The 21,087-nt window shown below is 63.0% G+C and carries 22 protein-coding genes and 1 pseudogene; 6 read left to right on the top strand and 17 right to left on the bottom strand.

The window, feature by feature from the left end:
• Nucleotides 1–32: 32 nt before the first annotated feature.
• From frsA to JKV55_RS15715, 5 genes are all read left to right on the top strand, one after another.
• The gene (gene frsA, locus JKV55_RS15735) at nucleotides 33–1,286 is read left to right on the top strand and encodes an esterase FrsA (protein ID WP_237332904.1); all 1,254 of its coding nucleotides are present in this window, start codon (nucleotides 33–35) and stop codon (nucleotides 1,284–1,286) included.
• Between the two features lie 104 nt (nucleotides 1,287–1,390).
• A complete protein-coding gene (gene crl, locus JKV55_RS15730) occupies nucleotides 1,391–1,789 on the top strand; it encodes a sigma factor-binding protein Crl (protein WP_202087699.1) in 399 nt (132 codons plus the stop codon).
• A 115-nt stretch (nucleotides 1,790–1,904) separates the two neighbouring features.
• Nucleotides 1,905–3,008 carry a glutamate 5-kinase gene (gene proB, locus JKV55_RS15725; RefSeq protein ID WP_202087697.1) on the top strand — a complete coding sequence of 368 codons (1,104 nt, stop codon included), beginning with the start codon at nucleotides 1,905–1,907 and terminating at the stop codon, nucleotides 3,006–3,008.
• 8 nt (nucleotides 3,009–3,016) lie between these two features.
• Nucleotides 3,017–4,273, top strand: a complete 1,257-nt coding sequence (locus JKV55_RS15720) for a glutamate-5-semialdehyde dehydrogenase (protein ID WP_202087695.1) — start codon at nucleotides 3,017–3,019, stop codon at nucleotides 4,271–4,273.
• Between the two features lie 44 nt (nucleotides 4,274–4,317).
• Nucleotides 4,318–4,746, top strand: coding sequence for a hypothetical protein (locus JKV55_RS15715; RefSeq protein ID WP_202087693.1), 429 nt, complete (start codon nucleotides 4,318–4,320; stop codon nucleotides 4,744–4,746).
• A 519-nt stretch (nucleotides 4,747–5,265) separates the two neighbouring features.
• Here the strand turns inward: JKV55_RS15715 and JKV55_RS15710 are convergent.
• From JKV55_RS15710 to JKV55_RS15680, 7 genes and pseudogenes are all read right to left on the bottom strand, one after another.
• Nucleotides 5,266–5,769: a protein disulfide oxidoreductase gene (locus JKV55_RS15710; protein WP_202087692.1), complete on the bottom strand. Its 504-nt coding sequence runs from the start codon at nucleotides 5,767–5,769 to the stop codon at nucleotides 5,266–5,268.
• The gene (locus JKV55_RS15705) at nucleotides 5,766–7,814 is read right to left on the bottom strand and encodes a protein-disulfide reductase DsbD family protein (RefSeq protein ID WP_202087691.1); all 2,049 of its coding nucleotides are present in this window, start codon (nucleotides 7,812–7,814) and stop codon (nucleotides 5,766–5,768) included. Before JKV55_RS15705 ends, JKV55_RS15710 begins: the two co-directional genes overlap by 4 nt.
• Nucleotides 7,815–8,070: 256 nt before the next feature.
• Nucleotides 8,071–8,673, bottom strand: coding sequence for a LysE family translocator (locus JKV55_RS15700; RefSeq protein WP_202087907.1), 603 nt, complete (start codon nucleotides 8,671–8,673; stop codon nucleotides 8,071–8,073).
• Nucleotides 8,674–8,895: 222 nt separating this feature from the next.
• Nucleotides 8,896–9,438 (bottom strand): YceB family lipoprotein, encoded by a 543-nt coding sequence (locus tag JKV55_RS15695; RefSeq protein WP_202087690.1) that lies wholly within the window; start codon nucleotides 9,436–9,438, stop codon nucleotides 8,896–8,898.
• An 83-nt stretch (nucleotides 9,439–9,521) separates the two neighbouring features.
• On the bottom strand, nucleotides 9,522–9,962 hold the full coding sequence (locus JKV55_RS15690) for a YaiI/YqxD family protein (protein WP_202087689.1): 441 nt from the start codon (nucleotides 9,960–9,962) through the stop codon (nucleotides 9,522–9,524).
• The gene (locus JKV55_RS15685) at nucleotides 9,962–10,363 is read right to left on the bottom strand and encodes a DUF2750 domain-containing protein (protein WP_202087688.1); all 402 of its coding nucleotides are present in this window, start codon (nucleotides 10,361–10,363) and stop codon (nucleotides 9,962–9,964) included. The genes JKV55_RS15690 and JKV55_RS15685 overlap by 1 nt, the downstream gene beginning before the upstream one ends.
• A gap of 82 nt (nucleotides 10,364–10,445) precedes the next feature.
• Nucleotides 10,446–10,607: pseudogene (locus tag JKV55_RS15680) on the bottom strand (DUF2061 domain-containing protein); the annotation flags it as partial.
• Nucleotides 10,608–10,824: 217 nt separating this feature from the next.
• Between JKV55_RS15680 and aroG the strand changes: the two are divergent.
• Nucleotides 10,825–11,880 carry a 3-deoxy-7-phosphoheptulonate synthase AroG gene (aroG, locus tag JKV55_RS15675; protein ID WP_202087684.1) on the top strand — a complete coding sequence of 352 codons (1,056 nt, stop codon included), beginning with the start codon at nucleotides 10,825–10,827 and terminating at the stop codon, nucleotides 11,878–11,880.
• A gap of 318 nt (nucleotides 11,881–12,198) precedes the next feature.
• Here the strand turns inward: aroG and lipA are convergent, their stop codons facing one another.
• The 10 genes from lipA to rsfS all read right to left on the bottom strand — a co-directional run bounded on the left by lipA (nucleotide 12,199) and on the right by rsfS (nucleotide 21,076).
• Nucleotides 12,199–13,164 (bottom strand): lipoyl synthase, encoded by a 966-nt coding sequence (lipA, locus tag JKV55_RS15670; RefSeq protein WP_202087683.1) that lies wholly within the window; start codon nucleotides 13,162–13,164, stop codon nucleotides 12,199–12,201.
• The gene (gene lipB, locus JKV55_RS15665; protein WP_202087682.1) at nucleotides 13,161–13,814 is read right to left on the bottom strand and encodes a lipoyl(octanoyl) transferase LipB; all 654 of its coding nucleotides are present in this window, start codon (nucleotides 13,812–13,814) and stop codon (nucleotides 13,161–13,163) included. Before lipB ends, lipA begins: the two co-directional genes overlap by 4 nt.
• Before the next feature lie 9 nt (nucleotides 13,815–13,823).
• Nucleotides 13,824–14,087 carry a DUF493 family protein YbeD gene (gene ybeD, locus JKV55_RS15660; RefSeq protein WP_202087681.1) on the bottom strand — a complete coding sequence of 88 codons (264 nt, stop codon included), beginning with the start codon at nucleotides 14,085–14,087 and terminating at the stop codon, nucleotides 13,824–13,826.
• Nucleotides 14,088–14,250: 163 nt separating this feature from the next.
• The gene (locus JKV55_RS15655; protein ID WP_202087680.1) at nucleotides 14,251–15,423 is read right to left on the bottom strand and encodes a serine hydrolase; all 1,173 of its coding nucleotides are present in this window, start codon (nucleotides 15,421–15,423) and stop codon (nucleotides 14,251–14,253) included.
• Between the two features lie 64 nt (nucleotides 15,424–15,487).
• Nucleotides 15,488–16,309, bottom strand: a complete 822-nt coding sequence (locus JKV55_RS15650) for a septal ring lytic transglycosylase RlpA family protein (protein WP_202087679.1) — start codon at nucleotides 16,307–16,309, stop codon at nucleotides 15,488–15,490.
• Complete coding sequence (gene mltB / locus JKV55_RS15645) at nucleotides 16,293–17,264, bottom strand: lytic murein transglycosylase B (RefSeq protein ID WP_202087678.1); 972 nt, start codon at nucleotides 17,262–17,264, stop codon at nucleotides 16,293–16,295. Before mltB ends, JKV55_RS15650 begins: the two co-directional genes overlap by 17 nt.
• Nucleotides 17,265–17,276: 12 nt before the next feature.
• Complete coding sequence (rodA, locus tag JKV55_RS15640; protein ID WP_202087676.1) at nucleotides 17,277–18,383, bottom strand: rod shape-determining protein RodA; 1,107 nt, start codon at nucleotides 18,381–18,383, stop codon at nucleotides 17,277–17,279.
• Nucleotides 18,376–20,262, bottom strand: a complete 1,887-nt coding sequence (gene mrdA, locus JKV55_RS15635; protein WP_202087674.1) for a penicillin-binding protein 2 — start codon at nucleotides 20,260–20,262, stop codon at nucleotides 18,376–18,378. The genes rodA and mrdA overlap by 8 nt, the downstream gene beginning before the upstream one ends.
• 2 nt (nucleotides 20,263–20,264) lie before the next feature.
• A complete protein-coding gene (rlmH, locus tag JKV55_RS15630) occupies nucleotides 20,265–20,735 on the bottom strand; it encodes a 23S rRNA (pseudouridine(1915)-N(3))-methyltransferase RlmH (protein ID WP_202087672.1) in 471 nt (156 codons plus the stop codon).
• Nucleotides 20,732–21,076, bottom strand: a complete 345-nt coding sequence (gene rsfS, locus JKV55_RS15625) for a ribosome silencing factor (protein WP_202087670.1) — start codon at nucleotides 21,074–21,076, stop codon at nucleotides 20,732–20,734. The genes rlmH and rsfS overlap by 4 nt, the downstream gene beginning before the upstream one ends.
• Nucleotides 21,077–21,087: the final 11 nt, after the last annotated feature.

Genomic DNA, 21,087 nt, shown 5'->3' with positions numbered 1-21,087 from the left:
TTCGTTTCTTATCAGTACATGAGGGTGCAATCATGCCGGAGCAAAATCACACTCTGAGCGAGCGGCTGTTCTCACAGGTGGAGCAGGTGCAGGAAACGTCCACCATTTCATTTACCGGGCGACGGGATAAACAACCGGAGCAGATTGCCCCTTATGTGGACGGTGCCCATCTGCCCGGCTTCTACCGGCTGCAAAAACGCGCCTTCTGGCGTTGGCAGGGCACCGACAGCATTGAAATAGAATCGACCCTGGCCCGGATTGCCATGGCCGCCGGCCCCCGTTCCGTGGATCACTGGCTGGATACGGTGTCGGAATACAAGAGTGGGAACTGGGTGTTCGAGTGGAGCCAGTTGGGGGCCGATGCCCATCGGGCGGGCATGGCGATGATGGCCGCCGATCCGGAGCTGGCCCGCCGGCAGTTGCTGGCGGCGGCCCGTTATTTTTCCCTGGCGAGCTACCCCCACCTCAAGGGTGATGTGCTCAGCCTGCAGGCGCAGCTGCTCGCCAACAAGGCCTACCGCCAGGCCGGGCAACTGTTGCCGGTGCCGCTCAAGGAGCTGCGCATTCCCTATAATGGCAAAGAGGTGCAGGGTTACCTGCACCTGCCCGCCCAAGACAAGCCGTTGCCCCTGGTGATCGTCAGCGGCAGCCTAGACAGCCTGCAGCTCGATTTCTGGCGCTTTTATGAGGAGTACCTGGCACCCTCGGGCATTGCCATGCTGACGGTGGACATGCCGGGTGTCGGATATTCGTCCCACTGGTCGCTGGTGCAGGACAGCAGCCGGCTGCATCAGGCGGTGCTGGACTATGTACCGCAGATCCCCTGGGTGGACGAACGGCGGGTCGGCGTGCTGGGAGTGCGCATGGGGGGGAATGTGGCGGCGCGGCTGGCCTTCCTCGAGCCCTTCAAGCTGCGCACCGTGGTCAGCATCGCCGGTGCCACCAACCTGTTCTTTACCGACCGTGATCGCTTTATGCAGACCCCGGCCATGCTCAGGGATACCATCGCCAACCGGATGGGGCTGCGCAGCAACGACTGGGAGCAGGTTTATTATCATTGCCAGGGTTTTTCCCTGAAAACCCAGGGCCTGATGGGACACAAGACCACGGTGCCCCTGCTCAGTCTCGGTCACAAACGTGACTTTATCTGCCCGGAGCGGGACATCCAGGCCCTGGCGGCTTCCAGCCGGGGGGGGCAGGCGCTGGTGCTGGACAAGCTGCCCCTGTTCGAAGTCTACGGCCAGGCCCTGGCGAAGGCGCGGGACTGGTTGCTGACCCATTTATAGTCCCCGGCAGGGCCGGGGCGCCGTTTTTTGTGAACAGGGTCGCGGCCGGCCTTTACGCTGGGGCGAAAAAACGTTACATATAGGCAAGTTAACAGGGAGGCTGCATGACCACAGACAAGGTTACTCATCATAAGTTAGTGCGAAAGTTTGCCGCCATAGGCCCCTATCTGCGGGAGCATATGTCGAATGAATCCCACTATTTTTTTGACTGCCTGGCCGTCTGTGCCAGCGCCAAGGCGGCGCCTGAAAAGCGCGAGTTCTGGGGCTGGTGGTTGACCCTCAGCACCCAGGATAATGAGAATTTCGAGTTTCATTACCAGCTCGGTTTTTATAACGCGACCGGGCAGTGGCAGCCCCAGGCCTTGCCGAAGAAGCACGAAGAGGAAGTGGTGCGTACCCTGCGGGATTTTTACGACAAGCTGGGGGTGTGCCTGGAAAGTCTGTCACTCGGTATTCGACCTTCCCCCGCCCTGGGAGAAAAGCATCTGCTGAGCACGGCCTGAGGCCGGCTCCGGCTACTGCTGTGGCCATGATGATGCATGGCCCGGATTTCCACCTCGTTTTATTATCTGCCGGCAATGCCGGCATTGCTGTTACTAAGGAGCCGCAGGGCGTTCCATGAAAGGCAAAACCATAGTCGTAAAACTGGGCACCAGTGTGCTGACCGGCGGTACCCGCCACCTGGATAAGGCGCACATGGTGGAACTGGTGCGCCAGTGCGCCAGCCTGCAGCGGGCCGGCCACCAAATCATAGTGGTGACTTCGGCGGCCATTGCCGCCGGTCGTGAGCATCTGGGCTTCCCCACGCTGGCCGGCACCATGGCCAACAAGCAGATGCTGGCGGCGGTGGGCCAGACCCAGCTGATCCAGAGCTGGCAATCGCTGTTCAATATCTACGGTCTGCATGTGGGGCAGATACTGCTGACCCGGGCCGATCTGGAAGACAGGGAGCGCTACCTCAATGCCCGCGATACCCTGCGCGCCCTGCTGGATAACCGAATCATCCCGGTGATCAATGAAAACGACGCCGTGGCCACCAACGAGATCAAGGTCGGCGACAACGACAACCTGTCGGCGCGGGCCGCCATCCTGGCCGAGGCGGATCTTCTGATCCTGCTGACCGACCAGAAAGGATTGTTCACCGCCGATCCGCGCCATGATCCCAAGGCGCAGCTGATCGAAGAAGTGCAGACCATAGATGATACCCTGCGCAAGCTCGCCGGCGGCAGCATCAGCGGCCTGGGTACCGGCGGCATGGCCACCAAGCTGCAGGCGGCGGACGTAGCCCGTCGGGCCGGCATCGACGTGGTGATCGCCACCGGCCAGGTGCCGGAGGTGATCGGCCGGCTGGCCGAAGGCGATCGCATCGGCACCCGTTTCCCGGCTCTGGCCACCCCGCTCGAAAGTCGCAAACGCTGGATCCTGGCCGGACCCCCGCCCCACGGCGAAATTCATATCGATGCGGGTGCGGTCAAGGCGGTCAAAGAAAAAGGCTCCAGCCTGCTGCCCAAGGGGATAGTGCGTATTGAAGGGCGCTTTCGCCGGGGCGAAGCCGTGCGTATCGTCAATCCCGAAGGACGGGAGCTGGCCCGGGGCATCTGCCGCTACGACGCCCTCGACCTGAACCGAATCAAAGGACAACACTCAGAGCAGATTGAATCCCTATTGGGTTATGGCTACGGCAGCGTGGCCATCCACCGGGACGATCTGGTGCTCTTGTAGGAGAACATATGAACCTGGAACAGATGGGGCAGGCCGCGCGTGCCGCCGCCTACACCCTTGCCGACACCCCCACCCGGGCCAAGAACGATGCCCTGCTGGCGATGGCCGAAGCCCTGGAAGCCAGCACCGCCGCCATACTGGCGGCCAACGCCAGGGATCTGGACGCCGCCCGCGCCGCCGGCATCAATGAGGCCATGCTGGATCGGCTGATGCTGAACCCGGCCCGGCTCAAGGCCATTGCCGACGACGTGCGCAGCGTGGTGCGGCTGCCGGATCCGGTGGGCGCCGAGCTGGATTCGCGGGTGCTGGAAAACGGCATGCGGCTGTCGCGCCGGCGGGTACCGCTCGGGGTGGTGGGGGTGATTTACGAAGCCCGCCCCAACGTGACCATCGACATCGCCGCCCTGTGCCTGAAAACCGGCAATGCCAGTATTCTGCGCGGCGGCCGGGAAACCTTCCACACCAACCAGGAACTGGTGAAGGTGATCCAGCAGGCGCTGGCGGTGAGCCGGCTGCCCGCCGGCTGCGTACAGTACATCGGCGAGCCGGGGCGGGAGTGGGTCAGCGGCCTGCTCCGGCTCGACAAGTACGTGGACATGATCATCCCCCGCGGCGGCCCCGGCCTGCACCAGCTGTGCAAGGAGCAGTCCACCATACCGGTGATCATCGGCGGCTTCGGCATCAGCCACACTTTCGTCGATGACAGTGCCGACCTGGTGCGCGCCATCGAGGTGATCGACAACGCCAAGACCCACAGGCCGAGCGCCTGCAACGCCCTGGATACCCTACTGGTACACAGGGCGGTGGCGGCCGAGCTGCTGCCGCGCTTGAGCGAGCGTATGGCGGCGAAAGGAGTCGAGCTGGTGGCCGATGAGGAAGCCCTGGCCCTGTTGCAGTCCGGCGCCGCCAAGGTGCGGCCTGCCGCCGAGGGGGACTTCGACACCGAGTGGCTGAGCCTGACCCTGGGGGTGAAGCTGGTGGCCGACGTGGACGAGGCGCTGGCGCACCTGCGCGACTATAACGCCAGCCATTCCGACGCCATCCTCACCAACCGCCTGGCCAGTGCCGAACGCTTTATCAACGGCGCGCCCTCGGCTGCGGTGTACGTGAACGCCTCGACCCGCTTTACCGACGGTGCCCAGTTCGGCCTGGGGGCGGAGGTGGCGGTGTCCACCCAGAAGCTGCATGCGCGCGGCCCCATGGGGCTGGAAGAACTGACCAGCTACAAGTGGATCGGCCAGGCGGATTACCTGATCCGCCAGTAACGGCTGCCCCGGCCGGGCCGGGGCGATACTGAGAGGGGGATGTTATGCCATCCAAGCTGCTGGATGCCCTGCTGCTGGCGATGCCGCTGTCGCCGACCCTGGAGTCGTGGCGACAGCACCTTAAGTGCCAACTGCCTTACCCGGTACAGGGGGCGCAGACGTTGTTTATCGGTGAACCGCCCCTGGCGATAGTGGCGTTTCAGCACGACCGGGCGGAAGTGCTGCTGCCGGCCATGGAGTGGCGTCACCACGATATCCACACCGCCAAGCCCCGTTCCCAGGGCGTGGTGGAGGCGCATAGCGGCAGCCTGGAACAGCTGCTGGCGCTGGTGGAGGACACCATAGCGATCCGGCTCAAATCGTTTCGGGAGTGCAGCAGCTGCGGCAAGCATTGTGCGCCCGAAATGCTCGGCTCCCTGCAGGGCGAGCCGGTATGCCGGGACTGTATCCAAGGCCGGCGGGTATTGTTTTGAAAGCGGGGACTAGAGCACCATATAGTTTAAAACTTAGGCAGTCCTTCCCCTCTTGAGCGGAGGCTTCGATGGCTTCTGACGAGGTGTAGTCTGTCGGCCAAAGGGCACTCCTCCTCCGGCACGCCGTAAACCCGTCCATGGGGGCTCCGCCACGCCCTCCCTGGCGTGGAGGGCCGGCGGAGGAGCGCCCTTTGTCTTTCCTGGTGCTCCGGCGCTGCCTGCCGGCACCACCTTCAGACAGCGTCAGAGCTTGAAAGAGGTAACAGGGATAGCCTCCGCCGACCGTCACCTGCCAGGGGGCGCGAAGCGCCTTGCACCGCCGCCAGCATCGCGAAGCGATGATACGGCGGTTTCCGCGACATCCGGCAGGCGCGAGCCTACAGGGACGTACTTGCGGCGTGTCGGCGGAGGTGGCCCTGTTGACTCTTCTCTACGTTGCAACAGACAACAAATAGCTGATTGGTCTATTTTTAAACTGATCGGTGCTCTAGGAGTTTTATCCCTTCCAGTCCCCAGTCCTTAATCCCTGATTTTAGCCAGCCACAACCGCAGGTAGATACCCGGCAGGGTGGTGAAGCCGGTGGTGGCGTATTTGAGTTCGCCCTTGCTTGCCACCATCAGGGTGGGAGTGGCCTGAATGCCGAGCCGGCGGGCCAGGACGTGGTGCTCGTCGTTGACCACCGCAAAATCGTAGCCGTGCTGGGCCAGGTAGCCCGTCACCCGGGCATCCGGCCCCGAGGCGATGGCGATGCTGACCAGGGGCTCGCCCACCAGGTTGACCATGGGGGAGACGAAACGGCAGATCCCGCACCAACTGGCCCACACATAGATCAACACCGGTTCTTCCCGGCTCAGGGCGGCCAGGTCCAGTTCTTTTCCCTCCAGGGTAGTCAGGGGGCCGAGCACCGCCAGCGTCGTCGGCATATCGCGGCTGCGCCACAGGTCCACCGCCGAGACCACCACTATCAGCAACAGCAGATAGCCGAAGGCCGAGCGCAGTCGCTTGCGCCAGGGACGGCTCATGGGCGGGCTTCCTCAAGCGTGTCCATCACCTGGTTGGTGCTCAGCAGCACCTCCAGCTCGCGTCCCCGGGGCAGGCCGGGGCCGAACACCTGGTTGAAGGGGATGCCGGCCCGGTCGTGCTGGCGCAGGTAGTCGGTAATCATCGGGTTGGGGCGGGTCCAGTCGCCGCGCATCAGCACCATATCTTCCTGCTGCAGGGTGCCGTAGACCGGCTCCCGCAACAGTACCCCTATCTTGTTGGCCTGGCAGGTGATGCACCAGTCGGCGGTGATATCCACGAACACCCGTTTGCCCGCCGCCACCTCCTGCGCGATGCGGGCGGGATCCAGCGGCTGCCAGACCAGCTCATCCTTGACCGGACTGACCCAGCGGGACTGGGTGAGCAGGGCCAGGCCGCCCCCCAGGGCGCCGAGCAGCAGCAGGCCGGCCAGGCCGAACAGCAGCCCCCGGGTGCCGTGGCGGCGCAGCAGGGACCCCAGCGCCAGCAGTGCCAGCAGCAGCACCAGGACCAGGCTGGCGGGGGTACCGATGGCAGGGGCCAGCAGCGACAGCAGCCACAGGCTGGTGGCCAGCAGCATCAGCCCGAACAGCCACTTCACCCTGAGCATCCAGGGGCCGGGCCGGGGCAGCAGCCGGATAAAGCCGGGGAACAGGGCCAGCAGCAGCCAGGGCAGGGCCATGCCCAGCCCCAGGCCGGTGAAGATGGCGATCAGCACCAGGGGCGACGAGGCCAGGGCCACCGCCACCGCGGTGCCCAGGAAGGGGGCGCTGCAGGGGGTGGCGAGCAGGGTGGCGAACATGCCCTGCAGCAGGTGGCCGCCGTGGCCATGGCCGGGGCGGGTCGCCAGCCAGGTGCTCATGGTGGCGGGCAGGCGCAGCTCGAACAGGCCGAACAGGTTGAGGGAGAAGAGGGCGGTGATCAGCAGCATAAAGCCGATAAACGCGGGCTGCTGGAACTGGATGCCCCAGCCGAGCTGGGCGCCGGACCAGGTCAGGGCCAGCATAAAGGCGGCCAGCAGCCAGAACGACAGCAGTATGCCGGCGGCGGACAGCAGCAGCGGACGGCGCACGTCGGCCCGGGAGCGGTGGCCCAGCAGCAGGCCGTTGAGTTTGAGCCCCAGCACCGGCAGCACGCAGGGCATGATATTGAGCACCAGGCCGCCGAGCAGGGCGTAGAGCAATACCAGGGGCAGGGGAAGCTGGGCGGTGGCGGGCGGCAGCACACCGGTTTCGATCTGCCCGGCCAGCTCTTCCGCCAGGCCCTCGTCGGTGGCGGTGATCACCACCACCTGCTGGGTCAGATCCAGCCCGGGATCCCAACTGCCGACCTTGAAGCGGGCTTCCAGCCGTTCGCCTTCGATTTTAAGCCTGGGCTGGCTGAAAATGCCGTTGTCCAGCTCGTCCACGAACACCGCCGGTCGTTGCCAGCCGCGGGGGTTGTGCAGGCTGACCGCCAACTGCCGTTGTGCCTTGTCCCATACCAGTTGTTCCGCCTGCACCAGGCTGGCGGGTCTGGGCACCCGGGATACCGCCTGTTGATAGCGGTGGTAGAGGGGCTCGTCGCTGATGAGGGCGTCAGGCTCCAAAGGCAGTTGCAGCCGGTAGTCGGTGAGCACGCAGATGGTGGTGCAGCTCGGCAGGGTCAGGGTGGCGTCGAGTCGCGCCGGCAGGGAGCCATCGGCCGGGGTCAGTTGCAGGGGAAAATCCACGTCCTGTTGGTAGCCCTGGGTCTCGACCCCGAGCAGGGTGAAGCGGCTGGGCTGGGGCCACTGCCAGTTGATGTCGAGCAGGTTGTCGGACGCCAGCCAGTCCAGCCGGGGGGCGATGCCACCTTCACCGGGGGAACGCCAGTAGGTTTTCCAGTCGTCGGCCAGGCGCACCTGCAGCAGGGCCGGATAATAATTGCTGGCGGCATCGAAGGGGCCGGTTTGTACCAGCCGTACCTGCACCGGCGGGTGTTCGGGGGCCTGCAGCCAGCCGGTATCGGCGGCGAGCGGCAAGGACTGCGGCAAGAGCAGCAGCAACAAGGCAATAATTCTGGTCACTAAAAGTCTCCGGTCGGTTAACGCAAGCTTACAAAAGAGCGGCGTCAATCGCTATTCCCGACACAGGTAAATAACTGATCCTAATAGTGCTACATCGACCGGGTCCCGCACGCAGACACGCCGTGAACCCATCCATGGGGGCTCCGCCGCGCCATCCCTGGCGCGGAGGGTCTGCTTAGCAGCACCCGGCCGCTGCCGGCAGTGATTTACTGTTCGGAACCGTTAATTACAACAGGGCCAGCGGCATATTTCCGTGTCAACCGGCCGCCAGCCACAGGGCCACGCCCAGCATCAGGGAGCCGGCGATACGGTTCATCAATTGCACCTTGCCTTTTTGCAGCAGCACCCGGCTCAGGGTGCGGCCGCCGCTGGCGTAAAGCAGCAGGCACAGGAACTCCAGCACCAGGATGATGGACACCAGGGTGACCAGTTGGCCGACCAGGGGCGCCTGGTTGTTGATAAAAGGCGGCAGCAGGGCGATGAAGAAGGCCCAGCCCTTGGGGTTGGCGATGGCGGTGATAAAACCCTGGCTTACCAGGGTGGGGATCGGGATATGACGGGGGCCCACATCCACCGGGCTCAGGGCCAGCTTGCCCTTGGAGCGCCACAGCTGGATGCCGAGCCAGGCCAGGTAGAGGCCGCCACCGTATTTGAGCAGCAGGAACAGCTCGGGATATTGCAGCATCAGGGCCGCGACCCCGACCACCGCCAGGCAGGCCACCAGGCCCACGCCGACCAGTTCGCCCAGCATCATCCACAGCGCCCGCCGTACCCCCACCGTCATGCCGAGCGACAGGGCCAGGGTCATGCACATGCCGGGGGTGACCGACACGAAGAAAAAGGTGGGAACAAACACCATCAAGATTGGAGCGTTAATAGGACACCTGTCTGTTTATCCGGGCTTGGTTGCACATAATGTACGCCATTTTGGGATAAAGGCCAGAGATCGGGCGGTGAAAAGTCCGGGATTAGGGATTAGGGATTAGGGATTAGGGATTAGGGATTTTACCCGAAACTGCCGACCGAAAAAAATCCTGCCAGTCCCCAGTCCCCAGTCCCCAGTCCCCAGTCCTGCAACCACCTAGTCGCTGAAACGGGGACTGAACACCAGCCGGCCCGGGGCGATATCCATGGCCACCGGCACCGTCTTCAGCCAGCCGTAGCGGCTGTCGTCGAGCCGGTAGACCGGCTGGTTTTCCAGCACGGCGCGCACCAGCTGCATCATGCCGGCGGAGGCGGCGGCCATGTCGCCCTGGTAGCCGAAGGCGTCCACCTTGCTCTGCAGCAGGTTGAGATCGCGGATAAAGATGGCGTTCTGCTGGCGGTCGTACACCGGCCGGCCTTCTATCGCCAGGTCGAGCTGGGCGGGGATGCGGGCCACCAGGGCGTTGATGGCGGTTTCGCCCTTAAGGTTCAGGCGCACCACCTGGCGGTTGTCGGGACCTATCTGCAGGTTCAGGTGGTCGACCCGGGTCTGCACCAGGCCCTGGGTGAAGCGCGGCGCCTGCTCTTCCAGCAGGGTATAGAGGGATCTTTCTATTTCGCTTTCCGCCACGCTGTACTGGCTGACGCCGGCACAGGCGGTCAGCAGCAGGGAAAAGAGAACAATAACGGGCTTGAACATGGTACATCTCCTGGAAGCACAGGGCCGGCAGTGTAAGCCCGGCCGGCCGTTAAATCAGCCGGCGGGCGGTGTCTGTCAGGCAATTACTGGCGCAGCAGCCGATCCAGCTGATTGGCGAAGGCCTGGCGGTCGGCGGGGCTCAGGCTCGGCGGGCCGCCGGTCTGGACTCCGCTGGCGCGCATCGTATCCATAAAATCGCGCATGGTGAGTTTGGCCCGGATGGTGTCCTGCTCGAACCGCTCACCGCGCGGACTCAGCACCCGGGCGTCTTTCTCCAGCGCTTCGGCGGCCAGCGGGATGTCGGCGGTGATCAGAATATCCCCGGCGGCGAGCCGGGCCACGATTTCGTTGTCGGCCACATCGAATCCCTTGGGCACCTGCAGCTGTTTTATCAGCGTCGAGCCGGGCAGGGGCAGGGGATGATTGGCGACCATGGTCAGCGGGGTTTGCGTGCGCTCGGCGGCGCGAAACAGAATATCGCGAATCACCTTGGGGCAGGCATCCGCATCGACCCAGATTTGCATCAGTTACGCCGCCCCAGTGCCTGCTTGCGGTCGATGGCGTCTTTCAGCTCATAGGGGTCGACCACCACGCCGGTGGCATCGGGAGTGGGGAACACCGCCACCATCAGCTCGTCTTCTTCCATGCCGGGCACCCAGCGTGCCAGCCAGACCTTGAGGCTGACCGCTTCGGGCTTGCACTGGCTCCAGTCGTCCACCGCCCACTCCTTGGCATAATCCGCATGGGGCCAGACCGGGATACAGTCTTCATCGTCGTCCGAGGTCAGCATCATGCAGCCGTGTTCGTCGGTAAGAATCCAGATTTCTTCGTGTTCGCACACCCGGGCCACGAAATGGTTGAAACGTTCATCATCCCGCATGGTCTGGGCGGCGGCCTTGTCGGCGGCGGTAAGGGTATAGCTCATGGTGCTGTCTCGTGATGGAACTTTTCTCGCATGTTCACACCCCGAGGCCCATGTTGTCCAGCTTAAAGCGGCGGCGTTGGCCGAATTTGCTCCAGGCCTTCTCATGAAAGAAGTAGGCGACGGTGTTGACCATGGGCTCGACCAGGGCGATAAGTCCGCCGACCAGCAGGTCGCCGGACAGCAGCCAGGCCACGGTAAAGGCGACGGTAAAGTGCACAATGGCAAAGGTGATGGTCTTGTACATGATGTCGTTCTCCGGCTGGGATATAAATTAAATGATAATGGTTATCACTTTATTATCCAGCGGTTCTTTATTATCAGACTCATCGGCAATTCCTATCAAACAATTGGCCCCGCAGGCCAATCGGACGTTTACAGCCGGCCCTTGCTCGGGATAGATTGAATTCAGTCTTTTTCGATAAAAACGAGCCTCCGGCTCAGCACAGCAATCAGGGTTACCCATGCATTTTCAAACCGACGATATCCGCATCAATGAAATCAAAGAACTGTTGCCGCCGATAGCGGTGCTGGAGAAGTACCCGGCTACCGATACCGCCTCGACCACGGTGTTCGAATCCCGCCAGGCCATCCACCGTATTCTCACCGGCGAGGACGATCGGCTGCTGGTGGTGATTGGGCCCTGCTCCATTCACGATCCGGCGGCGGCGGTGGAATACGGCAAGCGGCTCAAGCCGCTGCGTGACCAGTATGGCGACCGGCTCGAAATCGTGATGCGGGTCTATTTCGAGAAGCCGCGCACCACCGTCGGCTGGAAGGGGCTGATCAACGACCCTTACCTGGACAACAGCTTCCAGATCAACGACGGCCTGCGCATCGGCCGCAAGCTGCTGCTGGATCTCAACGATCTGGGCCTGCCCACCGCCAGCGAATTCCTCGACATGATCACCCCCCAGTATGTGGCCGATCTGATGAGTTGGGGCGCCATAGGTGCGCGCACCACCGAATCCCAGGTGCACCGGGAGCTGGCCTCCGGCCTGTCCTGTCCGGTGGGCTTCAAGAACGGCACCGACGGCACCATCAAGGTGGCGGTGGACGCCATCGGCGCCGCCAGCGCCTCGCATCATTTCCTGTCGGTGACCAAGTTCGGCCACTCCGCCATCGTTGCCACCGCCGGCAACCCGGACTGCCACATCATACTGCGGGGCGGCAAGGAGCCGAACTACGGCGCCGAGCATGTGGCGGCGGTGTGCGACGGGCTGGCCAAGGCCGGCCTGCCGCAGAAGCTGATGATCGATTTCAGCCACGCCAACAGCAGCAAGCAGTACCAGCGCCAGATGGTGGTGTGCGAGGACGTGTGCGCGCAGCTGGCCGCCGGCCAGCAGGCCATCATGGGGGTGATGGTGGAAAGCCACCTGGTGGCCGGACGCCAGGATCTGGAGGAAGGCAAGCCGTTGACCTTCGGCCAGAGCATCACCGACGCCTGCATCGGCTGGGCAGACACCGAGGCCCTGCTGGTCCAACTGGCCGATGCGGTCACCGCCCGCCGCCAGGCCTGAGCCGATAGTTGCACACTAAAAAGGAGCCGAAGGGCTCCTTTTTAGTGTCGATGCGGTCTGATTCTCCCCGGAGAGGCGGCCAAAGGGCACTACTCCTCCGGCACGCCGTGGACCCATCCATGGGGGCTCCGCCGCGCCTTCCCTGGCGCGGAGGGCCGGCGGAGCCGTTTCCTCAGTCCGCCTGTTTTGGCATGGGAGTCGCTTGCTTTTTATGTCTGATTTTACAGCGTGTCGGTGGAGTCCGTCCTTGGGCCGATTTTATTGCTTCCGACGGTAATCAGGAGCGTCAGCAAAAAGGAGCCTTTCGGCTCCTTTTTGTTATTTGACTTCCACGCCCTGGGCTTGCAGGTCCGCGTGGTAGGAAGAGCGGACGAAGGGGCCGCAGGCGGCGTGGCTGAAGCCGATGCTGTCGGCCACGGCTTTCAGTTCGTCGAACTCGGCGGGCGGCACATAGCGTTTCACCGGCAGGTGGTGGCGGCTGGGCTGCAGGTACTGGCCCAGGGTCAGCATGGTGACGTTGTGCTCGCGCAGATCCTTGAGCACTTCCACGATTTCCTCGTTGGTCTCGCCCAGGCCCATCATCAGGCCGGACTTGGTGGCCACCTGGGGGTGCATGTCCTTAAACCGGCGCAGCAGCTCCAGCGACCACTTGTAGTCGGCGCCGGGACGGGCCACCCGGTACAGGCGCGGGGCGGTTTCCAGGTTGTGGTTGAACACGTCCGGCGGGGTGTCCTTCAGGAGCTCGAGGGCGGTGTCCATGCGGCCGCGGAAGTCCGGGGTCAGGATCTCGATCTTGGTGTTGGGGCTCTGCTCGCGGATGGCGCGGATGCAGTCGGCGAAGTGCTGGGCCCCGCCGTCGCGCAGGTCGTCCCGATCCACCGAGGTGATCACCACGTATTTCAGGCCCAGCTCCTTGATGGTCTTGGCCAGCTTGGCCGGCTCTTCCGGATCCGGCGCCAGCGGACGGCCGTGGGCTACGTCGCAGAAGGGGCAGCGGCGGGTACAGATGGCGCCGAGGATCATAAAGGTGGCGGTGCCGTGGTTGAAGCACTCGGGCAGGTTGGGGCAGGAAGCCTCCTCGCATACCGAATGCAGCTTGTTCTCGCGCATGATGTTCTTGAGCCCCTGTATGCGCTGGTTGCTGGGAGGAAGCTTGATCTTCATCCACTCCGGCTTGCGCAGCACTTCCTCTTCCGCCTCTGGCATGTACTTGACCGGGATCAGGGCCATCTTGTCGGCGTCACGCAATTTTACGCCAGGCTCGACGCGTACAGGTTTGCTCATAATTTCATTTTCTCTGTGGTGTAGTAGAGATGTTGATAGCCAAGCTGTTCCGCCAGCAAGGGTACCAGCCGGGATTGGGCTTCTTCAAGGCTTTGTGGGCCGCCGAGGGCGCAGCACTGGGTCATGGCCATGCCCGCATAGCCGCAGGGGTTGATGCGCAGGAAGGGGTTGAGGTCCATATTGACGTTCAGCGCCAGGCCATGGAAAGAGCAGCCGCGGCGTACGCGCAGGCCGAGGGAGGCGATTTTGCTCTCGCCGACGTAAACGCCGGGGGCATCGGGCTTGGCATAGGCTTCAATCTGGTAGAGCGCCAGCAGACTGATGATGGCCGACTCCATCGAGGTGACCAGATGACGCACCCCCAGTTTTTTGCGGCGCACGTCCAGCAGCAGATAGAGTACCAGCTGGCCCGGACCATGATAGGTGACCTGGCCGCCCCGATCGGTCTGCACCAGGGGGATCTCGCCCGAGTCCAGGATATGCTCCGGCTTGCCGGCCTGCCCCTGGGTAAAGACCGGCAGGTGTTCCACCAACCAGAATTCATCTTCGGTGTGTTCATCCCGTCGATCGGTGAACAGCTGCATGGTATGCCAGACATGCTCGTAGGAGGCCTGTCCCCAATATCTGACGGTGAGATGATCCTGCTGCATGGCGGTGCCCTAGAGTACGTACTTGACCAAGTCCAGCTTGCCCAGCTCCTGATACAGCCGCTCTACCTGCTCCTTGCTGTGCACCGTGACCTGCACGGTCACCGCATGGTAGTTGCCCTTGCTGCTGGGGCGGACCTGGGGGCTGTAATCGCCCGGGGCGTGCTGTTGCAGTACTTCGACGATCATATCCGGCAGGCGGCTGTCGGCCAGGCCCAGCACCTTGAACGGGAAACGGCAGGGAAATTCGAGTAACTCATCAAATTTGGTGTTCATGGCAACCTTTGCAACGTGCGGTATTCGGTGGCAGATGGACGTTTCTTCCATAACCTGTGTCGCATTTTTATCATAAAACCGGCTAATCTGAAACCGACAAGTTGCAGGGGTATTAATGGCGGACTCAAAACGGACAACGGGGGCCAGGGCCCCCGTTGTCGGATTAGCTGAACAGTCCCTGGACCAACAGCTTGATATAGTCGATCAGGCGGCTGAACAGTCCGCCCTGTTCGATGTCTTCCAGCGCCACCAGCGGCAGGGTGATGACGTCTTCACCGGCCAGCTTCAGATGCAGGGTACCCACCGGCTCCCCCTTGACCAGCGGTGCCTTCAGCGCCTTGTCGAGGGTGAAATCGGCCTGCAGGTTCTGGGCCTGACCGCGGGGAATGGTCACCGACACGGCCTGGTCTACCCCCAGGGCGACGCTGTCCTTGTCACCCATCCAGATACGTTGATCGATAAGCTTGGTACCGGCCTGGTAAGGGGTCAGGGTCTGATAGAAACGGAAGCCGTAGGTCAGCAGTTTCTTGCTTTCGGCGGCCCGTACCCGCTCGTTGGCGGCGCCCATCACCACGGCGATCAGGCGCATGTCGTCCTTGGTGGCGGAGGACACCAGGTTGTAGCCGACCTGGTTGACGTGGCCGGTCTTGACGCCGTCCACATTCAGCGACTGATCCCACAGCAGGGAGTTGCGGTTGTGCTGGGTGATGCCGTTGAAGGTAAAGGATTTTTCGGCATGGATGGCGTATTCCTCCGGCACGTCGCGGATCAGGGCCTGGGCCAGCAGCGCCATGTCGTAGGCGGTGGTGACCATCTCATCGCTGTGCAGGCCATGGGGGGTGACGAAGTAGCTGTCCTTCATGCCTAAGCGGGCGGCCCAGGAGTTCATCAGATCGGCAAAGGAGTTGACGCTGCCGGCCAGGTGCTCGGCCACGGCGATGGTGGCGTCGTTGCCGGACTGGATGATGATGCCCCGGTTCAGGTCATCGATGCTGACCTGCCGGCCCACTTCCAGAAACATCACCGAGGAGCCGGGAAAATTCTGGGCCCAGGCGGCTTCGCTCACGGTCACCATGTCTTCCCGCTTGACCTTACCTTCCTGCAGCGCCTGGCCCAGGATATAGGAGGTCATCATCTTGGTCAGGCTGGCCGGCGGCAGTTGCTCATGGGCCTGCTGGGAAACCAGAACCTGGCCACTGGCGTAATCCATCAGTACATAGGACTTGGCGGCGATGGCCGGCGGCTCCGGGATCATCGGCGCTGTGGTCTGTGCCTGGGTGGAAAAGGACACCAAGGCGGCGAGCAATAAGGAGGGGAGAGTATTAACCATGCGCATAACGTCTGTCTGGTCCCTGTTCAAATGGGCAGTAACTGCCGGTTTAAGGTGAAAATAAGGCGGTTCAGTTCAAAAAATAAGCCTGGGAATAGCCTTCGGCGATCAGGCGGGCCAGGGTCGCTTCGGTCCTGCTGGCCGGGATAGGCCCCATCTGCAGCCGATACCATTCCGACTGGCGTTCGACCCGGGCGGGAAAACCATACTCCTTGCTCAGGCGGGCGGCAAGTTCCTTGGCCGTATCGGCGGAGCGGGTGGCCAGCAACTGGATATGCTTGCCCCCCTGGGATTCTGCCAGCCGGGTTTCCTTGCCGCTGGGAGCCACCCTGATCAGCTCCACCTTCACCGGCGCCGTGCCGGTTTCCAGCATGCCGAGCTTGTAGGCGGCGGCATAGGACAGGTCGATCACCCGGCCGCCGTGAAAAGGCCCCCGGTCGTTGACCCGGACCACCACCTGCTTGCCGTTGCTGGTGTTGGTCACCCGCACGAAGGAGGGCAGCGGCAGGTGCTTGTGGGCGGCGGTCATGGTGTACATATCGTACACCTCGCCATTGGAGGTATGGTAGCCGTGGAACTTGGAGCCGTACCAGGACGCCATGCCTTCGTCCTTGTAGTTTTCCACATCCCGCCATACCACATAATCCTGGCCCCAGACGTTGTAGTCCTTGTTGCCCTGGCGGCTGTAGGGCTCGTAGCGGGGCACCGCATCCTTGACGTGGTCCAGGTTGGGCGGCGCCGTGGGCGCCTTGTCCTGGCGCATGGCGTAACGGCCGCCGGCGGTTTCCTTGTCCCAGGCGGCATCCTTGCCGGCCTGGCGCTCCGGCTGGCTGCTGCAAGCCGCCAGCCAAAGGGCCGCCAGGGGCAATACACGTTTAGTGAGAGTGTTCATAAGCCTGCTTGATTTGCTCACTGAGTTGATAAACGGCCATGGCATACAATGGGCTGCGATTATAGCGGGTAATCACGTAAAAGTTATGTCTTACCACCCAATATTCGGGGCCTTCGAGGCCATCCAGCTTGATAAGCTTCACCGGGGTGCCCGCATCCAGCTCCGGCTCCACCAGGACGCCGGCGGCCGCCAGCTCGGCCCAGGTCTTGTCGATGTCCAGGGCCGGGCTCAGCAGCGCCTCGGCGGCCTCGGGGTGGGTGACCATGGCGGGGTAGGCGACGTCCTCGCCCCATTGCCAGCGGTGCTCGTGGAAATAATTGGCCACGCTGCCGATGGCATCGGTGGCTTCGAACAGGTTGATGTGACCGTCGCCGTTGAAGTCGACGGCGTAATGGCGATAGCTGGAGGAGATGAACTGGCCCATGCCCATGGCGCCGGCATAGGAGCCCTTGGGTTCATCCAGCGTCCAGCCCTGCTCCTTGGCCAGTTGCAGGTAGTGACCGAATTCGGAGCGGAAGAAGGGGCCCCGGGGCGGGTAATGGAACCCCAGGGTATAGAGGGCGTCCAGCACCTTGTGGCTGCCCATGTGGGCGCCGTAAAAGGTTTCCACCCCGATGATGGCGGCGATGATCTGGGCCGGCACCTGCAGCTCCTGCTCGGCCCGCTCCAGCAGTTCCCGGTGCTGTTGCCAGAATTCCACGCCCTGTTGCAGCCGTTTTTCCGTCAGGAAGATGGGTCTGTACTGGTGCCAGGGCTTGGCTTCGGCCGGCCGGGTCATGGCATCGATGATACCCTGCTGATAATTGGCCTGGGCCATGGCCTGGCTCAGCTCGGCCACGGGCAGCTCGAACTTGCCGGCCAGCTCGTCCAGCCATTGCTGTTGCTCACCGTTGGGCTCGCTGGCCTGGATGGAAGATGTCAGGAGGACGGCCGCAGAAAAAAGGGCAAGGCGCATTCGGTAATCCTTTTATTTCGCCAACAGGCGCTTATGAGTATGAACAGACATGAGGATGCCAAATCCGGCCATCAGTGTCACCATGGAGGTACCGCCGTAACTGATTAACGGCAGGGGTACCCCCACCACCGGCAGCAGACCACTGACCATGCCGATATTGACAAATACATAGACAAAAAACGTCAGGGTCAGGGCGCCGCCCAGCAGGCGGGCAAAGGCACCCTGGGCCTGGACCGAGATATAAAGGCCGCGGCCGATGATAAAGAGGTACAGCAGCATCAGCAGGCTGACCCCGACCAGGCCGAATTCCTCGCTCAGCACCGCGAAAATAAAGTCGGTGTGCCGTTCGGGCAGAAACTCCAGCTGGGACTGGGTGCCCTGCAGCCAGCCCTTGCCCCAGAGGCCGCCGGAGCCGATGGCTATCTTGGACTGGATAATATGATAACCGGCGCCCAGGGGATCGCTCTCGGGGTTGAGCAGAGTCAGAACCCGTCGCTTCTGGTAATCGTGCATCAGGAAGAACCAGAGCGCCGGCAGAAAGGCGGCCATCATCGCCGCCGCCGCCAGGATCAGTCGCCAGGACATGCCCGCCAGGAAGATGATGAAAAAGCCGGAAGCGGCCACCAGCAGGGAAGTGCCCAGATCCGGCTGTTTGGCGATCAGCAGGGTGGGGAAAATCACCAGTCCCAGGGCCAGGGCCACGTGCAGCAGGTTGGGGGGCAGCGGGTAGCGGCTGATGTAGGCGGCTATCATCATCGGCATCACCAGCTTCATGATCTCCGACGGCTGGAAACGGAAGGAGCCCACCTCCAGCCAGCGCTGGGCGCCCTTGCCGATGTCGCCGATCAACAGCACCAGCACCAGCAGCACCACTCCCAGGGCGAACACCGGCGGCGCCCAGCGGGCATAGAAACTGGGGGGCAACTGGGCCAGCACCAGCATCACCACCAGGGACAGGCCGATGCGCACGCCCTGGCGGGTCACGGAGTCGAGGTCTTCGCCGGTGGCGGAGTAGAGAATGGCCATGCTGGCGGCCAGCAGGGCCAGCAGCGCCAGCAGCAGCGGCCAGTCCAGATGCAACAGCTCCCACAGCGGGCGTTGACGGCGATGTTTATTCATCTTCGCTGGGTTCCTCGTCTTGTCCCAGGGCGGGCAGCATATAGAGATCGAGCAGGGCCCGGGCCACAGGCGCGGCGTTGGAGCTGCCGCCGCCGGCGTTTTCCAGCACCACCGACACCACCACTTCCGGGTTTTGGTAAGGGGCGAAGGCCACGAACAGGGCGTTGTCGCGCAGGTGTTCCTTGGTGTTGTCGTGATCGTATTGCTGGTTTTCCGCCAGGCTGAACACCTGGGCGGTACCGGACTTGCCGCCGGCCTTGTAGGGGGTGTCGGCAAAGGCGCGACGGGCGGTCCCTTCGCTGCCGTGCACGACCCGGTACATGCCGGCCAGGCCCACATCCCAGAAACTGTCCTGCTTGAGTGCGATCGGCTCGCCCTTGCTGATCGGCATGGGGATCATGCCGTCCGGTCCCTTGATGCCGTGCAGCAGGCGGGGATGCACGGTCTCGCCCCGGTCGACCATGATGGCGGTGGCCCGGGCCAGCTGCAGCGGGGTGGCGGTCCAGTAGCCCTGGCCGATGCCCACCGAAATGGTGTCGCCCTGGTACCAGGGTTGCTTGTGGCGGGCCTGCTTCCAGCCCCGGGACGGCATGATGCCGCTGGCCTCTTCATGCAGATCGATGCCTGAAAACTGGCCGAAACCGAAACGGCTCATGTAGTCGTGCAGGGTGTCTATCCCCAGCCGGTAGGCCAGGTCGTAGTAGAAGGTGTCGGCCGAGATTTCGATGGCCCGGTACACGTCCATCCAGCCGTGGCCCCAGCGCCGCCAGTCGCGGAATTTGCGGCTGGTGTTGGGGATCTGGAAGTGAGGCCCGCCGAAGAAGCGGGTACCGGCGGTAAAGGCGCCTTCGTTCAGGCCCATCACCGACAGCATGGGCTTGACGGTGGAGGCGGGGGCATAGATACCCTGACTGGCCCTGTTGATCAGGGGACGATTGGGATCGTTGAGCAGGGCCCGGTACTCGGGCCCGCTGATGCCGTGCACGAAAGGATTGGGATCGTAGCTGGGGCTGGACACCAGGGCCAGCACCTTGCCGTCCTGGGGGGTCATGATCACCGCCGCGCCGCGCCGGTCGGCCATCAGCTTCTGGGCCTTTTGCTGCAGGCCGATGTCGATGTTCAGGTAGATGTCGCTGCCGGGGATGGGCGGCTTGTACTTGAGGGTGCGGATCACCCGGCCCCGGTTGTTGACCTCCACCTCCTGGTAGCCGGCCTGGCCGTGCAACAGGTCTTCGTAGTAGCGCTCGACGCCTAGTTTGCCGATGTCGTGGGTGGCGGCATAGTTGGCCAGCTTGTTTTCTTCCCGCAACCGCTCTACGTCCCTGTCGTTGATGCGGGCCATATAGCCGATCACATGAGTGAAGGTGGCACCGTAGGGATAGAAGCGTTTCAGGTAGGCTTCTATCGAGGCGCCCGGGAACTTGTGCTGGTTGATGCTGAACAGGGCTACCTGCGCTTCGGTCAGGCGGCTGACCAGCACTATGGGGTTGAAACGGCGCTGGCGACGCACGTCGGCCAGGAAACGTTCTTTGAGCGCCGGATCCAGCTCGAGCAGGGCGATCAGGCCGTCGACGGTGGCCTCGAGATCCCGGGCTTGTTCGGGGGTGATCTCCAGGCTGTAGATGGGGCGGTTCTCCGCCAGCAAGGTGCCGCTACGGTCGTAGATCAGGCCGCGGGTAGGCGCTATCGGCACTACCTTGATACGGTTGTCGTTGGAGCGGGTTTGATAGGTCTGGTGCTGGTTGACCTGCAGATGGTAAAGATTGGCGAGCAGCACGCCCATCAGCAGCAGTATACCCACAAAGGACGTCAGGGCCCGGCGCCAATAAAGGGACGACTCGGCGCCATGATCACGCATCTTAACCCGGCCTTTTGCCATCGTTACTCTCGGTGATAAGGATGGTTGTTATTGATACTCCAGGCCCGGTACAGGCTTTCCGCCGCCACCACCCGCACCAGGGGATGGGGCAGGGTCAGTGGCGACAGCGACCAGGACTGCTCGGCGGCGGCCTTGCACGCCGGTGCCAGCCCCTCGGGGCCACCGATCAGGATGGCGGTATCCCGGCCGTCGAGTTGCCAGCGGGTCAGTTGTTCCGCCAGTTGCTCCGTGGTCCAGGGTCTGCCGGGGATATCGAGGGTGACGATACGTGCCGATTTAGCGACGGCGGCCAGCATCTGCTCGCCTTCCTTGTGCAGGATGCGATCGATATCGGCATTCTTGCCCCGCTTGCCGGCCGCCACTTCCGTCAGCTCCAGCGGCAGATCCCGGGGAAAGCGCCGTTGGTATTCCTGAAAACCGGCGGATACCCAGGCCGGCATCCTGGTGCCGACCGCCACCAGCTGCAATTTCATCCGGCCAGGGCCCCGACGGTGCTGCCACCCCAGAGTTTTTCGAGCTGGTAAAAATCGCGGGTTTCTTCCTGCATCACGTGCACTATGACTTCGCCCAGGTCGACCAGTACCCACTCGCCGGCGCCCTTGCCTTCGACACCCAGGGTATTGAGGCCGGCATGCTTGGCTTCGGTGGCCAGGTGCTCGGCGATGGCGTTGACGTGGCGGCTGGAGTTGCCGGAACAGACTATCATGCAATCGGTGATGGTGGATTTGCCGCGGACATCGAGGATCTGAATGTCCCGGGCTTTGAGATCGTCCAGTTTATCGACGACGAAGGTGTGTAATTCATTACCTTGCAAGGGGTTTTTCT

Origin of the sequence: Zobellella iuensis, from assembly GCF_016746085.1 — a bacterium.
Taxonomy (GTDB): Bacteria; Pseudomonadota; Gammaproteobacteria; order Enterobacterales; family Aeromonadaceae; genus Oceanimonas; species Oceanimonas iuensis.
This window is presented reverse-complemented; position numbering and strand designations above follow the sequence as displayed.

Excerpts from the sequence above, each read along its gene's own strand:
- JKV55_RS15720 (WP_202087695.1), top strand. The coding sequence starts at position 3,017 with ATGAACCTGGAACAGATGGGGCAGGCCGCGCGTGCCGCCGCCTACACC.
- lipB (WP_202087682.1), bottom strand. The coding sequence starts at position 13,814 with ATGCAGCAGGATCATCTCACCGTCAGATATTGGGGACAGGCCTCCTAC.
- JKV55_RS15685 (WP_202087688.1), bottom strand. The coding sequence starts at position 10,363 with ATGAGCTATACCCTTACCGCCGCCGACAAGGCCGCCGCCCAGACCATG.
- rlmH (WP_202087672.1), bottom strand. The coding sequence starts at position 20,735 with ATGAAATTGCAGCTGGTGGCGGTCGGCACCAGGATGCCGGCCTGGGTA.
- JKV55_RS15710 (WP_202087692.1), bottom strand. The coding sequence starts at position 5,769 with ATGAGCCGTCCCTGGCGCAAGCGACTGCGCTCGGCCTTCGGCTATCTG.
- mltB (WP_202087678.1), bottom strand. The coding sequence starts at position 17,264 with ATGCGCCTTGCCCTTTTTTCTGCGGCCGTCCTCCTGACATCTTCCATC.
- JKV55_RS15695 (WP_202087690.1), bottom strand. The coding sequence starts at position 9,438 with ATGTTCAAGCCCGTTATTGTTCTCTTTTCCCTGCTGCTGACCGCCTGT.
- rodA (WP_202087676.1), bottom strand. The coding sequence starts at position 18,383 with ATGAATAAACATCGCCGTCAACGCCCGCTGTGGGAGCTGTTGCATCTG.
- JKV55_RS15715 (WP_202087693.1), top strand. The coding sequence starts at position 4,318 with ATGCCATCCAAGCTGCTGGATGCCCTGCTGCTGGCGATGCCGCTGTCG.
- JKV55_RS15650 (WP_202087679.1), bottom strand. The coding sequence starts at position 16,309 with ATGAACACTCTCACTAAACGTGTATTGCCCCTGGCGGCCCTTTGGCTG.
- JKV55_RS15700 (WP_202087907.1), bottom strand. The coding sequence starts at position 8,673 with ATGGTGTTTGTTCCCACCTTTTTCTTCGTGTCGGTCACCCCCGGCATG.
- ybeD (WP_202087681.1), bottom strand. The coding sequence starts at position 14,087 with ATGAACACCAAATTTGATGAGTTACTCGAATTTCCCTGCCGTTTCCCG.
- mrdA (WP_202087674.1), bottom strand. The coding sequence starts at position 20,262 with ATGGCAAAAGGCCGGGTTAAGATGCGTGATCATGGCGCCGAGTCGTCC.
- lipA (WP_202087683.1), bottom strand. The coding sequence starts at position 13,164 with ATGAGCAAACCTGTACGCGTCGAGCCTGGCGTAAAATTGCGTGACGCC.
- proB (WP_202087697.1), top strand. The coding sequence starts at position 1,905 with ATGAAAGGCAAAACCATAGTCGTAAAACTGGGCACCAGTGTGCTGACC.
- aroG (WP_202087684.1), top strand. The coding sequence starts at position 10,825 with ATGCATTTTCAAACCGACGATATCCGCATCAATGAAATCAAAGAACTG.
- JKV55_RS15655 (WP_202087680.1), bottom strand. The coding sequence starts at position 15,423 with ATGCGCATGGTTAATACTCTCCCCTCCTTATTGCTCGCCGCCTTGGTG.
- JKV55_RS15690 (WP_202087689.1), bottom strand. The coding sequence starts at position 9,962 with ATGCAAATCTGGGTCGATGCGGATGCCTGCCCCAAGGTGATTCGCGAT.
- frsA (WP_237332904.1), top strand. The coding sequence starts at position 33 with ATGCCGGAGCAAAATCACACTCTGAGCGAGCGGCTGTTCTCACAGGTG.
- crl (WP_202087699.1), top strand. The coding sequence starts at position 1,391 with ATGACCACAGACAAGGTTACTCATCATAAGTTAGTGCGAAAGTTTGCC.